The organism is Blastococcus sp. SYSU D00813 (assembly GCF_054050735.1).
In genome coordinates this window covers 40,543-55,458 of sequence record NZ_JBJGZX010000002.1, presented here as the reverse complement: position 1 = coordinate 55,458, position 14,916 = coordinate 40,543, and the positions used below count along the sequence as shown (strand labels likewise).

The following is a 14,916-nucleotide window of genomic DNA, read 5'->3' as shown; positions in this document are numbered from 1 at the left end:
CTAGGCCGTGCCACTCAGCCATGAGTGCACTGCCACGAGCCGACAGAAGGGGAGAGCTGCTTCAGCTCTCCCCTGTTCTGCGTCACTGATGACGTCGGTCACCGCGTCCGGATCGATCCATCCTCGCTCCATCAGCGGGCCACTGAGGATCCGCTGCGCCAAGTCTCGCGTCGCCGGTCGCGCCCAAGCCACTTCGGCGAAGTCCGCTTTGTCACGCCTGGTCCGGACCTTCGGTGGGAGGAGAGCTCCGAAGATCTCTACTTCGAGGGCTCGGTCGTGGCCGCCTCGCACGGGAAACCACGGATTGAGCCCGTAACTGGCCTCGATGAACCGCGGGTCGAAGAACGGGTGAGTGCTCCGCCATCCGGAGAGATCGTGCACCAGAGCGGCGTCCTCGAGAATCGCAGCGACATAGCCAGACGAGTGTCCGCTGAATCGCTCGTCGACGGCTCTGTCGCCAGTCACTTCCACCGTAGGTGAGGCCACTAGTTCGCGGAGGGCATGTTCCCGGGCGGCGCGCTCCGCGACGTAGCGCGGTGGCTGTGGACGTCCGCGTCCTGCCACGTAGGACAACAAGGGCCGCCATGTCCGCCGCCACGCACCGCGCCGGTGCGCCACGAGCTCGTGCAGCGCCGGCGAGAGCACCGCCGCACGCCGCTGCTGAAGCGCACTGACGACTCGCGAACCGAGCGTCGTCTCGAGGAAGGCGTCGTCTCCTCCCAGTCCGGTGAGGGCGCATTTCCGTCCGGCTTCCTGGAAGCCTCGATGCAGAGACACTGTCATGGTGAAGTTCGGATCTGGGGGCGGGCGGCGCAGATCTCGGCACAACGCTGCGAACTCCTCATCGGTCGGCAGCCAGGGACCGACGGAGACACTCGGGACGCGCCACATCTCCAGCACGGCATCAGAGAATCGGCGCTCGTCCGCGTCGGGGCCGTCGAACAGCAGTCGGCCGGCAAGGACGTCGTCGTACCCCATGTCGACCAACGTGCCGATCACTGAAGAGGAGTCCAGCCCCCCGCTGAGCTCGCTGGTCGCCGCGCCGGCCACGGCGACTCGATCCCGGACGATCTCCCGGAAGACATGCCGACAGCGCTCGACAGCCTCGTCCCAAGTGACCTCGGGCTCTGGGACGAGGTTCCACCGGTGGTGCAGGCGTCCTCGAGGTGAGGGCGCAGCCGACGTCCACGTCGAGCCGGGCGCCACCGTCGAGATGCCCCGGTAGAGCGTCCCGCCGGAGCTCTGCATCTCACCGGCCAGGTGGGCCAACGCCATTTCCTCGTCGATGCTGACGTCAACCCACGGGAGTGAGCTGACCGTGGCGAGGTCCGTCGCACCGGCGTACTGCTTCCCGCTGCTCGAGTGGAACCACGGCCGGACGCCGATCGGGTCGCGACTCACGACGAGGCGGTCCCGGATCCGATCGAGGATGATGCAGACGAAGTCGCCCAGCACTCCCCGCGCGAAGTTCTCGCCGGACTGCCGGTAGCGGACCCGAAGCAGCTCCGCCTGCAGGCTTCGCTCGGCAAGCGGTCGGTGTACCTGGCCGTCCAGGACGACGAGGACCTCGCCGTCGTCGGAGCTGCTGACCCAAGGATGGCCGGTCGTCCAGGCCACCACATGTCCCCGGTAGGCCGCCTTCGCGATGGCACCGTTCGCCAAGTCGTCCCTCAGCCGTCGCAGGAGGTCGGCCACTGACCGGTCGCCAGAGGCGGCAGCGGCAATGAAGCTCATGCGAGTTCCGGCAGGATCCGCTCGGCCTCGCCGGCGGAGATCTCCGCGTAGGTGCCCACGACGGCGGGATCGTCGTTCAGCACCTTCGAACCGGACTGCACCCACGCATGCGCCTCGATCCCGTGAGCTCCGCGGCGGACACCGATGTGCAGGGTGCCGCTCATCTTTCGCCGGTCCAGCTCTCGCAACAGAGTGACGGAGCGGCGCAGGCAGGTGGCCTCGACGGGGAGGATCCCGAGACCAGCATCCACGGCAGCAGCCACTTCTCGGGCCTCGGCGATGTCGCCCGGAGGGTGTCCGGTGATGTTGCGTACCAGCGGGCGCAAGCCCTTCCGCGTCAACGTGATCCTCACGCGAATGCCATCGATGGCCGCTCGGGCCGTACTCAGACGCAAGGGACCGGAGAGTGCCCCGAAGAACCGACTCAGATCCCGCAGCGACACCGCGCGTCCACGCGGGACCCTCCCCTGCCGAGGCCGTCCGATCAAGGCGTCAGCTCCCTTCAGCGATCACAGTCGCCAGGATCCGCTCCGCCGCTGCGAGCCCTCTTGCGCCGCGCGGAACCGCGAGACGGCCCACGGTCACTGTCTCGGCGAGCACCGCCAAGCGGTCCACGACGTTCCTGAGCAGCCCCCCCGGTCCCAGGTCGGCGTGGAACGTCACTGCGAACAGCGAGGCATGCGCCTCGGCACCCTGCAGCCGCGTGAAGCCGGCGCCGCCGTCGGTCGGTTGGATGTGCACCACCGCCGCCAACCGCGTCGGTGTCCACGCGGTGGTGGCGATGGACCCGGGCTCCGTGCGCCGCTTGCCCGCGACGTCGCGCCCTACATCGACGGGCAGGTCGAGGAGTTGGACGGCGTCGGGAGTAAGGCGGACCGTGGGATAGGTGGGCTCCACCGTCACGTCCGCGGCGAAGCTCAGCACAGCGCCGTCGTCCCCGCCGACCGTCCATCCCAGCTGGGCGACATAGGCACTGAGCGTCGACTTGCCGGCGCCCGTCGGCCCGCTGAGGACGATTGCCGCGCCGCCGCTCCCGAGCACGGCTCCGTGGAGGACGACCGCGCCGCGACGCGCGAGGAAGAGGGGAAGCACATGGTCGTACACGAGATGCTCTTCGACGTCCGCCGGCAGGTCCTCGTCGAAGAACACGGTGCCGTCGTCCTCGACCTGAACCGTCACGACGTCGAGGTACTCCAGGACGAGGCGATCCGGCAGCGCCCACACCCGGCGCCAGGGTTGCCCATCCGGCGTCAGGCCGACATGAGGGCGTGACTCGGGAATCGCGATCGATGCGGTGCCGACCACCCGGAGACTCAGGTCGTCCGATGGATGGTGCACGCCTCGCAACGCGACCCGGATCCCTCCGGCGACCCGCGACAGGGCCTCCCCGGTCAACGGGGATCCGTGGCCTCGAGAAGCCCCGCCGCGACCAACTCCTCGATCAGCGCCTCGACGTCCGTTCGCAGGACGGCTCCGTCCACCGAGTACGTCGACTCGAGCGCGATGAGGGCGGCGTCCACGGGCCCCCGGGTCAGCCTCGTCACGATGTCGGCACCGATCTGGTCGAGTCCGTAGTACTGCTCGGTACCGAGGTTGAGAAGCACCAGTTCGCCCTGGACCTCGCGCGCGAGGACGCCTTGGGGGAAGCGAAAGGCGGCCTGGTCATCCGCGCTCATGCCGCGGGCGGCTGGCGCCGCAGAGCCGGTTGGGACTGCTCTGGTTGTGCCGCTTCGTATCCATACGAGTAGCCGTACCCGTATACGGAGGCACCCTGAGCCTTCGGCGGGACGATGTTGAGAACGACCCCTAGGGTCCTTGCTCCGACACGGTCCAACATCGCGACCGCTTGTCGCAGTTGGTCTCTATGTGTGCTCCCGTACCGCACCGTTAGCAGGACACCGTCCATCGACGAGGCCAAACCCGTCGCGTCAGCGACAGGCAGAAGTGGTGGGGCGTCTACGAGCACGAAGTCGTTGCGCGCGCGGAGGTCAGCGACGAAGTGAGACATATGAGTGGAAGCCAGGAGCTCGCCCGGGTTAGGGGGTGTGGGCCCGGCCGCGATGACCGACATCCCGTCGCGGTACGCCTGCAGCACATCCTCCATGTCGGCGGAACCAGCGAGGACATTGGTGAGGCCGACGCCGCCCACCATGCCGAGGTATCGGGTGACCTTGGGCCTTCGGAGGTCGGCCTCAACGACGGTCACCCGCTGGCCCGCCTCGGCGAGCGCGATCGCAAGATTCACAGTCAGGGTCGTCTTGCCCTCCGATGGCAGGGCGCTCGTGACCATGATGACCTTGGGCGGCGAGTCGACGTTCAGAAACTGAAGATTCGTTCGGATTTGTCGGTAGTCCTCGACCGTGCGACTTCCTGAGGCACGTTCGATGGTGTGGAACTTTTCCACAGCATCGTCGCGGAGCACCGTACCTATCACCGGCGCAGCAGTCAGATTCGCAACTTCCTCTGGATCCTTCACTGAACGATCCAGACGGGATCGGAGCAACGCCCCGCCGGCTCCAAGTGCGAGGCCGCCAACCAGACCGAGTAGTACATTTCGATCGGTCTGCGGAGACGAAGCTTCAGACGGCAGTTGGGGTCGCTCGGTCACACGCACCTGAACCGGAGCCACCCCCTCTCCATCCGGCGCCTCCAGTTCTCCGACGAAGGACGTGAATTCCTGGCCGATAGCCTCAGCGACCCGCTGAGCCTCAACGGGGGACGCATCGGTCACGGACACGTCGATGAGTACGGTCTCGGTGGATGCAATCGCAGAAATTGCGCTGTCGACAGCGACTCCCTCGCCGAGTCGATCCGCGACCCGCTGACGCATTTCCGGCCCCATTATGAGCCGCGCGTAGGACGTAACCCTCGCCTGCGAAAAGTAGGCACCCTCGACCGCCTCGCTCGTAGAGAAGGAATCCCGGGTCGACACGAACAACTGGGTGTTGGACGTGTACAGAGGCGTCTGCACGAGGCTTGCGAGGAGTGCGCTGGCGGCCCCGAGAAGCGCACCCAACACGGGAAGCCACCAAGCGGCACGCAGGGACGCTGCTACTTCGCGGAGTTCCACGGCTGCTCATCTCTCACTTGACGAACTTCGACACGATCGCCTTGAACCTTTAGGCGCCTCACCGCACGGCCCGCACACGCGGAGACGTCAGCGAAAGCATGCCACCGTCCTCCGGCGATGCCGACCTCCAGCAGGGAAGAACCGCCCGGCCCAGCGCGGGTGAGACATGTCGGACTCTCGTCACGGTGCACCTCAGGGTCGAGGGCCGACTAGGCGACGCAGGTCTGTGGCCATCCCCAGCCCGAGGGACACTGCGGTGTCCATGGTCATGGACGGAGAGATGCGAAGGCCGAGCCGTCTTCTCGCGCGACTGATATCCCAGTAGTGACTAACGGCACGCCGAGTTGAGCCTGCTCCGCCCAAATCGAAGTCGCACACCGGGACCCCCAGTAGATGGGGTGGCGTCAAAGTAGCCGCCCGCAGGAAGTGCAATTGATCGGCCGCCAATCCGAAGCCGACGTCGTACTCTCCAACCCTCCTGAAGAAGTCCGTCGTGAAGAACGTTGCTTGATGCGGCACTATGTCTCGGCCCAGAGCCAATCGGCGGAAGCTGAACGGCGGAGTCCCAGCAATCCCGACGACTCGGCCGTCGCCTGCAACCAGCCGAGACAACCCGAAGGCCCAGTCCCACTCATGCTTACGATAGGACTCAACCGCTCGGCACAAGACATGCTCGTCAGTGAACTGGTCACCAGCATGCATAAAGATCAAGAGCGAGGTGTCGACAATCCTGCTTCCTCGATTCATTGCATCATAGCGCCCTGCGTCAGGACCACTATGAGTTGCGGTACGATCGTCGACGAGAGACGCCACGTACTCAGCTGAGCCGTCGGAAGACCCGCCATCCATAATGATGTGACGCCAATCCGCTACCTGTTGCTCGAGGGACCATCGCGTACGGCACAGGCCTTCGAGGTCATTGAATGCGATTGTCACCACCGTGATCAACGGGTCCTCACCCTTTGCCATTTGGTCTCCCCTGCCTAGGCTGTCGCCAGTGCATCTCCAAGGTGCGACGCCCAACCCAGGACTTCGCTGCGTCCACGAAAACGCCAGGTATCCGCATCACAGCCTTTGAGGCCTTAGGCGTTGGCAACTCGCCTCCTGGAGCATTCTGCTCCCGAGCGATTCTCGCATACCAAGACTCTCTGACGACGTATGGTAGCGAGACCCTGCGGCGCATTCGATAGTCCAAGACTACGTCGGGGAGATTGGCAATGCCCAGGCGCGACAGCCGAATAATCAAGGCCAAGTCTTCGGCGCGCCGACAGCGCTCGTCGTAACCCCCGACGGTCAGGAAGTCCTCACGCCTGAACATGGCAGCAGGGTGCGCGATCGGCATGCGCCCTCGATACAGATCGCTCTGGATCTGTTCGATCTCAGTCGGATATCGCCAGAGCTCATAGGGGCCACCCCAAGATCCGAAGCCGGCGATCTGACCAGAGACCACAGATACGTCCGGCCGACGGTCAAGGAACGCACTCTCCAAGGCCAAGCGAGTGGGCCTGCTCCTATCGTCGGCGTCCATCACCGCGATGTACTCCCCGCGGGACTGAGCAACCGCCAAGTTTCTCGACGCAGCCGCACCCATGCACCGTGCGTTCGCCACCACTCGAATCCGACTGTCGCCCACAGACCGGATCTCATTGAGAGTGCCATCATCGGACGCGTCATCCACGACAATAAGCTCCCAGCCATCGACGGTCTGCTCAACAACCGACTCGATCGCCTCACGTACAGATCCGGCCGCATTCCGAGCCGCCATGATGACCGAGATGCGCGGCGTCATCTTGTCGCACGCCGATTCCCGTGGAGGACCGCCGCCGCGGGTGCCCTGACCACGGTCTTGTCACGGGATGCGAGGCGCCATCGTACCGCAACAAGACAGGGCACAAGCTGGCATACGAGGAGAGCCGCGCTCGAGGCCCATATGGGCCCAGGCGCGCCTACGGTCGGCGTGATGAGGACTCCCAGCCCTAGAGACACAATCGCCATCGACGTCACGGACTTGGCTTGCATTCGCAGCCCCAAGGAGTCGGTCAAGAACATTCCAGACGCAAGGTGGACCGCCTGCAGCGCAAGCAGGACCGCGAATGCCCAGACCACCCCATAGTCGGCGTCCGCTTCCGCCCCCGTCATCAGACGCACCCCGATGCCAGCGAACACGATGAGGGCCGCTGCTAGCAGGAACCCCGTGATGCTGAGGGTCACGAAGGCATTTCTCCACTGACGAGCCAGGTCGCCCTCCCCCTCAGCCATCCTGGCGAATCCATGCCACAGCGACATTCCGCCACTCGAGACGGACGACCAGAGCGGCGCGTACAGTTGCGCTACCAACGAATACGCTGCCAAGGCGGCCAACGAGGACATGTGGGCCAGCAGTAAACGGTGACTCTCGAAAACGAGGGGAAGGCCGACACTGATGACGAACATTGGCCCCGCCACGGACCCGAACTTGAGCGCCGTCTGTTCCCTCCCTCGACAAACCGCTCGTGCGGCTTCGCCCGACGAGACGGCGACGCTACGGAGGCCAATCCGGAGACCCAACAGGGACGTCAGCCCCAGGGCGCTCGGCAGTGCCAACACGACGACTTCAGCGGGGGCCTCCAAGACGCCGGCCGCCGCTACGATCAACAGACCGGCTGGCGCTGTGCCCGCACTGATCAACGTGGCCACGTGCGTCCTTCCGACCCCGATCAGCAAACGCTGCCCTAGCGAGGACGGCAACGTGACGGCTAATACGACCAGCCACCCACCCAAGACTGCCGACCCGTCGATGACCGAGGAAGCGTCGCCCAAAATCGAGTCGGCGATGTCACTAAAGTACTGAAGAACCGCCAAGACTAGCAGGAGCGCGCTTACAGCAAGCATCCAGCGCAGCGCCTTCCCCACCCACTGCGCCATGTCCGGTCCGCGCGCCCCGCGAGCAGCGCGATCCATAACAGCTGCGCCTACTCCCAGGTCGATGAATGGCACCAAGAAGAGGAGTGTGCCAATCAGGCTAGCAACGCCGAAGACTGCCAGCCCATATTCGGAGACGAGGATGCGAGCTGACGCCAGCCCGCACGCCGCCGACACCGGGATGACAGCGAAGCGCAGGGCAAGATTCTTAAGGACTAGCCGTGCGGGGGACTCATTCATGATGGATGCCGTCGAGGTATGGGCGACGACGACGGCGTCCCCAATTCATCGTCTAAGACGTCCTGTGGCGAGCGACGGATATTCCGCTCCGCGCTCTCCGCTTGACCGATGCGCGGTGAGGACGGTGCGGCCATCAGGATCGCGGCCAGGGAAACGAGGAGCCATCGGCCGTTAGACGGCAACGGTGAGAACAGTATGTCCCAGAGCGACTGGAAGGCCAGGAAGTTCAGGAGCCATCTGAGTGACCGAGCTCCGTCTCCCCGCTGCACCAGCGTACGCACGCAAACCCAGACCATACCGACGACGTAGAGGAGGCCTCCCAGGCCGCTGAGCAGCCAGAGGTCGGACGCGATCGAGTGAAGCTCGAACGTCCCCCCAAGCACTTCCTCCTGGATGTAGTCCGTATCCGGCCTGACTCCGATGTCATAGAATCCCGACTCGGCAACGAAGGCGTCGTAGTTCGACGGCTGTACCCCCAAGCCGAAGCCGAATGGGTCGTCAAGGAATAGCGCCAGAGATGCGCCGTACTCAACGCGAGCGCCCAACGGACCGTCTTCCGCTTGCTCGAGCTGGCGGTCTTGCAGATCCTCGCCGAAGGTGCCTCTCTCGATGGCCGACGTGATGAGGCCCGCGCCGACATACATCGACGCGGCAAGCACACCCAAGCCAACGAGGAGACGAGAAGCCGTCAGTCGGGCTCTGGCAATCGGTGCTAGCCCAACAAGTGCTGCGAGGACGAGCACAATGGCGTTATTCCTGGATTCCGCGACGAGAGCGACCGCACTCAGGGCTAGGAGGACCGAGGCGTTGACGACAGCGCCGCGGCGGACAGCGAGGGCAGTGGCCAAGACGCAAAGGGGCCAAGCCAGTTGATACTTCCAAGCGTCTGCGAGGTCTAGGGATCCAGCGGTTAGCACAACAATTACGCTGGAGACCGCATATAGACTCAAGGCCTTGAGAATCCCCAGTCTGCTTATCGCCCATGTCATCCCGATCAAGTGCAGCGAAAGCGACGCGATGAGAAGAGTGTCCAGCAGGGCGGTGGGCGCGCTCAGAGCGCGTCCAGTGCCCGCAGCCGACAAAGCGGCTGTAAAGGTGCCGCTCGCGACGAGGAGCGGCCCCATCAGGAGCCACCGCGTACGCAGTTGACGACGGACGATCGGCAAAAGACCCGGCAGGGCGACGAGAACCAGCGCGTCGCCGACGGTCAGAGATTGAAGGGAAGGGAGCGGTATGGGCAATAGGACCGCGACCGCGGTAGCGAGTTGCCCACCCCCGCGTGTTGACTCGACTTGGGCGGTGTGAAATTCCGAATTCACGCGTCTTCCCCAGCGGCGAGATGCCGTTTCACGATAGCGGGGTTGCCCGCTACTAGCGCGCCGGTCGGCACATCGTGAATCACGACTGCTCCCGCAGCGATGACGGCCCGAGGTCCGACTGTCACCTCGCCAATGACGAGGGCACTGGCACCGAACACCACGCCGTCTCCGATGGTGGGCGCTGCACCGCCGTCTTCCTTGACGCCGATTGTGACGCCGTGGCGGAGCACAACGTTCGCGCCGAGCACCGCTTCATCGTTGATAACTAAGCCCTGACCATGGAAAAGTCTAACGCCGGGACCGATCCGGGTACGCCATGGTATCTCGATACCCAGGATCCATTCCACCAGGACTCTGTACAGAACGCCGAATGGACGCGCCCACCATCTAGGGGGCGCATCTCGGTCACCTCGCATCCACGAGGCGAACCGGAAGCACAGGAGGACAGCCAATGCCTTGGAGTTGCCGCGATTAGCCCGCCAGTCGGCGCGCAAGGATTGCCTAAGCGAAGCCATCTCAGTCAATCGCTCACCTCCTCGGATCTTGTCAGCGCTGGCTCTACGGTTGCGGTGGCGTACGCCCTCCCTCATCTCCAGGACTCAACGACCAACTACTCCGCTGACTTGACGATAGACTGATGTGATGCGGGAAACCCACACTTGGGGAGAAAACTCCCGAAAGTAGAGGGCCCGCGCGGCCGCTGACGTCGAGGCAAGAGTCTGACTGACATCGGTTAGGGCACGATCTAGGGAATCCCGCTGACCAAGAAGGAACGGGATGCCCGCGCCCCCGTCCGTGAGGTCGTGAAGCGCGGAACACTTCTCGGAGACGATCAGCGGAGTACCGGATGCCAGGGCTTCGATGCATATGGTCGGGATTCCCTCCCGCCAGAGACTCGGCAGGACGAGGCCCTCGACGGCCGAGACGAGGCTCGACACTTCTGACCGCCCGATGAGGCCGTGGTAGGTGAATGTGTCGGGTTCTTGCTCGGCGGCGGTCGCGACAGAGCCCCCCAACGGACCCGCGCCTGCGATGTGCAGTCTTCTGTCTCGGGGCCAGTCGGCGAGTAGCTCGAGAATGCCCTTGTCCGCCGTCAAGCGACCAACGTAGGCAAAGCCAGAACGGCGACCAGAGGTGGCATGCGCAAAATCCTCGCCAACAAAGTTCGGGATCCTGCGAGTGCGGCCGGGCGCCATCTTCTGGAGGAGTGCTTCGGCCTCCCGGTTCAGCGTCACGACGGCGGCCGCGTCATCAACCAAGCGCCTGTATGGGCCACCGAGCCTGGTCGCGAAGGCGAGCGGAAGAGTGGCGATCTTCGAGCCCCTATAACAGGCGAATCGGACTGCATGGACGGTGTTCCCATCGAGGCAGAGAGTGCAATCCGCTCCGTCCCGGAAGAGGGTTGCCGCCGAGCAGAATGTTCGATAGTTGTGCAGTGTCACAACTATCGGCGCGGACACCTGCCCGAGCCAGTGGACGGGCAGGTTCGGAAAGACGTTGTGCACATGCACCACATCTGGCTCGAAAGCCTCGACTTCCCTCAGTGGGCTACCGCCGTAACCCGATGCGGTCCTGACAGCAGATCGCGCGTTGTACAAAGGCTTCTGCGACTCAACGTCGGTGTGGCGAGCAAATAGTTCCACGTCGTGGCCTGCGGCTCGCAGGGCGGCCACTTGTGCTGGCACGACAGCATTTTCACCTGAGGGTTGGCGGGACGTGTAGAAGCTGTGTACGACGGCGATTCTCATGGACGTGGCGCCGCAGTGGACAGTAATCCCTTGCTCGCCGCCCAGAGGAAGCGGACATTTCCGATCAGATAGCGACGCCAAAGTCGGCGCGGTTCTCTGACTAGGCGATACAGCCATTCGAGTCCAAGGTTGCGGAAGGCCATAGGAGCCTCGCTTGCCATGCCGGAGAGGAAGTCGAAGGCGGCGCCCACCCCAAGGCAAGGCAGCTCGGTTCGACGCGACAGTTCAGCGCCGATGAAATCTTGCTTGGGGGTGCCCAAGGCAACCCAGATGAGTTGCGCTCCAGATCGCCGCATCAAGGCGGCTGCCTCGTCAAGGTGTGACTCGCTTAGCGGCCCGTAGGGAGGTGCGAGCATCCCCGCCACCCCTCCGTGCCCGACGAGTGGCTCTACCGCTGCGCGTAGTCGATCGAGTGTCTCGTCGTTCGTGCCGTAGAAGAAGTGCCTGACGCCTTGCGCCTGCCCCTCCTCCAGCACCTGCTGGAATAGCGATGGGCCACGGACTTGCCTGGGCCGCCGCTGTCCTGCGCTCCTGGAGGACCATCGCATGAACCAGACGACCGGCCGCCCGTCGGGGTAGACCACGGCCTTATGCAGGAGGTTCTTATAAGCGGTGTCCCGACTTGCGAGCGCAACACAATAGGCGTTCGAGAGACACACGTGTATCGGAGTTGGCGCGCGGGAGGCACGTGCGGCGGCATCCAGCACCCAGTCGACCGCCGCACCGAGAGTCGAATTGGCGAATGGGACATCTCCGACGCTGATCGTTTCAGGCTTCGACAGTGGATCGGTCATGTCCTTCTTCTCGATCTGTGATGGTCTAGCTAGACGTGGTGGGAACTGGCCGGTGGTTGCGGTCGCATGCGGATCGGTCGCCGATGGTCGGCGGAGAAGTCGGGACTCAACGGGGCTCACCTGGCGGTGGGCTCAAGGAGAGTCCGCAAAGTGTGCTGGATATTGGCTCCCCCGAGGGTTGACGCCTCTAGCGTCGAGGCGCTCCCGCCGAGCCAACGGCCCATCCGGTGTTGCGCGTCCCTCCGCCAGAGTCAGCCTCCACGTGGCCAGGCACCGTGCTTGGCGTGCTCCAGCGCATGGAGGGTCTCACATGTGAACTGCTGGGAGCGGGTGGGTCGAATGAAGATGATATGCGCGCATCTCGCGGTCGTCTGGTTGCAGTCCCATCCTGATTCCCAGCCGTGTCTTCAGGAGTGTGCAGGCGACGCGGAGGTCGCGCGCTCGATGACTGAGGTCCTCACCTGCCAGCTTGACACCCGCATCTCATGGGCGACCCTGTCCATGGCCATGAAGGCTCGCCACCACTTCCCAGGCGCTGGGGGCAAGGACACGTCGTTGGGCGTCTGCGTCGCTAGGTCTCAGCGTGGCTGTGGCGAGTCGCTAGGCCCTAGGCGTGGGCAACGAGTCGAGGACCACCACAACAGCGGCGATGTTGTCTCGGCCGCCGTTCGTTACAGCCTCCGTCACCATGTGCTGTGCGACGTCCGCGGGCGTCGGCCCATCGGCGATGAGCTGCTCAAGGCGTTGGTCCGACACCTCGTTCGAGAGCCCGTCGGAGCAAACGAGAAAGCGTTGGCCTACCTCCAAACGGAGCATCGTCACATCGGCATCTCCACCGCCGCCCACGCCCAGCGCCCGAGTGACGATGTTGCGCTGCGGATGCGTCGCGGCATTCTCGGGAGCCACATGACCGCTCTCGACCAGCACTTGGACCAGGGAGTGATCCACGGTCACTTGAACCCACGAGTTCGGCGTCCAGGCATAGACCCGCGAATCGCCGATGTGGAACACCGCCCAGCACAGTTCCTCGCCGTCCTGCACGAGTGCGATCCCCGCGACCGTGGTGCCGGCGCCCACCATGGATGGGTCCGCCTCCCCAAGCGCCCGGATGCTCTCGTCAGCCTCGCGGATCGCCTCCTGCAGCGCCTCGACCGTGAGCGCCGGCTTACCAATTGTCGCCGACAGGCAGTCGACCGCCTTCTGCGCCGCCTCCGCCCCCGCGGCATGCCCACCCATGCCGTCGGCCACGGCGAAAAGCGGCGGCACCGCGAGGAACCGGTCCTGGTTCTCCTCGCGCTGCCCGATGTGGGTGGCGGTCCCCCACGACAGCTGCACCTGCGGCATCGGTCTCCTGTCTCGACGCGGCCCCGCTGCACACGTCATCCCCGTGGGCCGGTGAGCCTATTGGCCGAGGAGGCCATACGCGGACCCGGCCGTCACCGACCGGGGATAGCCTCAGGTACCCGGGCTGTCCAAGTCCGCGGGATGAGGCCACCCACAGGCGGGGCTGAGGATTGATACCACTGCCGTGATGGCGCAGGTGGCTTGACCGGAACAGCAGCCGCGGCTCCCTGCGGGGCCTGTAGACAACGGCGGGAGCGCCTGGGAGGCCCGTGTGCAGGTGAGCAGCCATGGCCGACACCAGCAGCCCCGTAATCGCTCCCCACGGGCCAGCGCGACGGGGGAGGAGCGATCTGACGTCGCCAAGGCGGTGGCCGGGCATCGAAGCCATGTCCGACACACCGGGCGGAAAAGTCCAGGACCATGCGCGCGGTCAGCGGCGCTGTCCTCGCCTTCCGCCGCAGCGTTTCGCCTTGCACCGATCACCTGTCATCTTGCTCCGCATCGTCGGACTCGGGAACGGCTCGTCCGACCCGGCGCCTTCGCTCTGTTGGCGTACCGGACCTTGGTAGGAGCGGCTACTCGGTCCGGCAAAGGCACCTGTTAGCCGCTCGGAGACTGTGAGACAGCGCGCGATGACAATCCGTCAACACTCAGGCAACATGACGGCTCGTGGCACTCTCGGGGGCTCGACCCTTCCGCTATGACTGGCCGGACGCTGGCCGAGGCGTGTGCATGGTGCTCGTCGTGCTCATGCACACGTCAATCTGGGTCGATGCGCAGATCGGTGAGGGCCACCGCGGACTGTGGGCCGAGGTCACCGGATTCCTAGCGCCGCTTCGCATGCCGTTGTTCTTCGTCATCTCGGGGTTCTTCGCCGCTCGCGTCCTGTCGCGACCGCTGGCTAAGACGCGGCGCCGTACCGTGGGCATGGTCTATCTGTATGCGCTGTGGACTGCGCTTTTCCTGGCGCGGCTCTGGGTGCCCGGCATCGGTCCCGAGGACCCACCCAACGCGGGCGGTATCGCGCTCAGCATCCTTGCGCCCACAGCGTTCTGGTACCTCTACGCGCTGCCACTCTACTTTCTGACCGCTCGCATACTCGTGGCTGCGCTCGGCCACAGGAGCGCCTGGGCGCTGATCCCGCTCGCTGCGGTCAGCGTCGTCGCACCACTGCTCGACCCGGCGACCGCCCCCATACAGCAGGACCCGCTCCCGGTCCTGATGGTGCCCTCGGTGCTGGCCAATCTCGTCTGGTTCTACCTCGGAACTCAAGCGCCGGAGCTGTGGCTCCGGCTCATGAAGTCCGCGACTCCGAGCAAGCTCATAGCCGCTGCTGCCGGATACTCGACCGCGTACTGGCTGCTGACCACCCTCGATGTCGAGCCGGCGTTCCGGCTACCGCTGTCGGCTCTGGCCCTCTACGCAGCCGCCCAGGCCCTCAGTCTGTGGTCCATGGGCGGCTCCGTCGCGTCCCTCTTGCGGGCCATCGGCGCCCGCACGCTGCCCGTCTACATCCTGCACTTCTTCGTCATCTCGGCCCTCAGCGCGGCCGTCACCTCGTCGGGCGCACTCACTCACCTCCGAAGTCAAGCGGACCTCTGGACACTGCTGCTGCCCGCTGTGCTCGTCGGACCCATCATCGGCGGCACCATCCTCGCCGGGCGCCTCCTCAACGCCTCGCCGCTGCGCTGGCTGCTCACTCCGCCGACCCCCGTCGTCGGTCCGCAGGCGGCCGCTACGAATGCGAAGTAGGGGTCTCGAGCCCG

At 65.0% G+C, this 14,916-nt stretch carries 14 protein-coding genes; 1 reads left to right on the top strand and 13 read right to left on the bottom strand.

Annotated features, from left to right (window positions below):
• The 13 genes from ACI8AX_RS01675 to ACI8AX_RS01615 all read right to left on the bottom strand — a co-directional run bounded on the left by ACI8AX_RS01675 (position 1) and on the right by ACI8AX_RS01615 (position 13,150).
• Positions 1-1,734, bottom strand: a complete 1,734-nt coding sequence (locus tag ACI8AX_RS01675) for an asparagine synthase-related protein (RefSeq protein WP_456548049.1) — start codon at positions 1,732-1,734, stop codon at positions 1-3.
• A complete protein-coding gene (locus tag ACI8AX_RS01670; RefSeq protein WP_456548048.1) occupies positions 1,731-2,177 on the bottom strand; it encodes a lasso peptide biosynthesis B2 protein in 447 nt (148 codons plus the stop codon). The genes ACI8AX_RS01675 and ACI8AX_RS01670 overlap by 4 nt, the downstream gene beginning before the upstream one ends.
• Positions 2,178-2,226: 49 nt before the next feature.
• Positions 2,227-3,129: a hypothetical protein gene (locus tag ACI8AX_RS01665; protein WP_456548047.1), complete on the bottom strand. Its 903-nt coding sequence runs from the start codon at positions 3,127-3,129 to the stop codon at positions 2,227-2,229.
• A complete protein-coding gene (locus ACI8AX_RS01660) occupies positions 3,126-3,410 on the bottom strand; it encodes a PqqD family protein (RefSeq protein ID WP_456548046.1) in 285 nt (94 codons plus the stop codon). Before ACI8AX_RS01660 ends, ACI8AX_RS01665 begins: the two co-directional genes overlap by 4 nt.
• Positions 3,407-4,804 (bottom strand): polysaccharide biosynthesis tyrosine autokinase, encoded by a 1,398-nt coding sequence (locus ACI8AX_RS01655; protein ID WP_456548045.1) that lies wholly within the window; start codon positions 4,802-4,804, stop codon positions 3,407-3,409. The genes ACI8AX_RS01660 and ACI8AX_RS01655 overlap by 4 nt, the downstream gene beginning before the upstream one ends.
• A gap of 192 nt (positions 4,805-4,996) precedes the next feature.
• Positions 4,997-5,773 carry a glycosyltransferase gene (locus ACI8AX_RS01650; RefSeq protein WP_456548044.1) on the bottom strand — a complete coding sequence of 259 codons (777 nt, stop codon included), beginning with the start codon at positions 5,771-5,773 and terminating at the stop codon, positions 4,997-4,999.
• Complete coding sequence (locus tag ACI8AX_RS01645; protein WP_456548043.1) at positions 5,760-6,593, bottom strand: glycosyltransferase; 834 nt, start codon at positions 6,591-6,593, stop codon at positions 5,760-5,762. Before ACI8AX_RS01645 ends, ACI8AX_RS01650 begins: the two co-directional genes overlap by 14 nt.
• Entirely contained in the window at positions 6,590-7,945 is a 1,356-nt protein-coding gene (locus ACI8AX_RS01640) for a lipopolysaccharide biosynthesis protein (protein WP_456548042.1), read from the bottom strand. Before ACI8AX_RS01640 ends, ACI8AX_RS01645 begins: the two co-directional genes overlap by 4 nt.
• Positions 7,942-9,069, bottom strand: a complete 1,128-nt coding sequence (locus ACI8AX_RS01635; RefSeq protein WP_456548041.1) for a hypothetical protein — start codon at positions 9,067-9,069, stop codon at positions 7,942-7,944. The genes ACI8AX_RS01640 and ACI8AX_RS01635 overlap by 4 nt, the downstream gene beginning before the upstream one ends.
• A gap of 191 nt (positions 9,070-9,260) precedes the next feature.
• Entirely contained in the window at positions 9,261-9,611 is a 351-nt protein-coding gene (locus tag ACI8AX_RS01630; protein WP_456548040.1) for a serine O-acetyltransferase, read from the bottom strand.
• 252 nt (positions 9,612-9,863) lie between these two features.
• Positions 9,864-11,012 carry a glycosyltransferase family 4 protein gene (locus ACI8AX_RS01625; RefSeq protein ID WP_456548039.1) on the bottom strand — a complete coding sequence of 383 codons (1,149 nt, stop codon included), beginning with the start codon at positions 11,010-11,012 and terminating at the stop codon, positions 9,864-9,866.
• A complete protein-coding gene (locus tag ACI8AX_RS01620; protein WP_456548038.1) occupies positions 11,009-11,806 on the bottom strand; it encodes a WecB/TagA/CpsF family glycosyltransferase in 798 nt (265 codons plus the stop codon). Before ACI8AX_RS01620 ends, ACI8AX_RS01625 begins: the two co-directional genes overlap by 4 nt.
• Before the next feature lie 600 nt (positions 11,807-12,406).
• Positions 12,407-13,150 carry a PP2C family protein-serine/threonine phosphatase gene (locus ACI8AX_RS01615; RefSeq protein ID WP_456548037.1) on the bottom strand — a complete coding sequence of 248 codons (744 nt, stop codon included), beginning with the start codon at positions 13,148-13,150 and terminating at the stop codon, positions 12,407-12,409.
• 669 nt (positions 13,151-13,819) lie between these two features.
• Between ACI8AX_RS01615 and ACI8AX_RS01610 the strand changes: the two genes are divergently transcribed.
• A complete protein-coding gene (locus tag ACI8AX_RS01610) occupies positions 13,820-14,902 on the top strand; it encodes an acyltransferase family protein (RefSeq protein WP_456548036.1) in 1,083 nt (360 codons plus the stop codon).
• Positions 14,903-14,916: the final 14 nt, after the last annotated feature.

What these genes read in the sequence shown, in the direction of transcription:
- ACI8AX_RS01675 (WP_456548049.1), bottom strand. Translation starts at nt 1,734, where the DNA reads ATGAGCTTCATTGCCGCTGCCGCCTCTGGCGACCGGTCAGTGGCCGAC.
- ACI8AX_RS01660 (WP_456548046.1), bottom strand. Translation starts at nt 3,410, where the DNA reads ATGAGCGCGGATGACCAGGCCGCCTTTCGCTTCCCCCAAGGCGTCCTC.
- ACI8AX_RS01650 (WP_456548044.1), bottom strand. Translation starts at nt 5,773, where the DNA reads ATGGCAAAGGGTGAGGACCCGTTGATCACGGTGGTGACAATCGCATTC.
- ACI8AX_RS01645 (WP_456548043.1), bottom strand. Translation starts at nt 6,593, where the DNA reads ATGACGCCGCGCATCTCGGTCATCATGGCGGCTCGGAATGCGGCCGGA.
- ACI8AX_RS01640 (WP_456548042.1), bottom strand. Translation starts at nt 7,945, where the DNA reads ATGAATGAGTCCCCCGCACGGCTAGTCCTTAAGAATCTTGCCCTGCGC.
- ACI8AX_RS01635 (WP_456548041.1), bottom strand. Translation starts at nt 9,069, where the DNA reads ATGGGGCCGCTCCTCGTCGCGAGCGGCACCTTTACAGCCGCTTTGTCG.
- ACI8AX_RS01625 (WP_456548039.1), bottom strand. Translation starts at nt 11,012, where the DNA reads ATGAGAATCGCCGTCGTACACAGCTTCTACACGTCCCGCCAACCCTCA.
- ACI8AX_RS01620 (WP_456548038.1), bottom strand. Translation starts at nt 11,806, where the DNA reads ATGACCGATCCACTGTCGAAGCCTGAAACGATCAGCGTCGGAGATGTC.
- ACI8AX_RS01615 (WP_456548037.1), bottom strand. Translation starts at nt 13,150, where the DNA reads ATGCCGCAGGTGCAGCTGTCGTGGGGGACCGCCACCCACATCGGGCAG.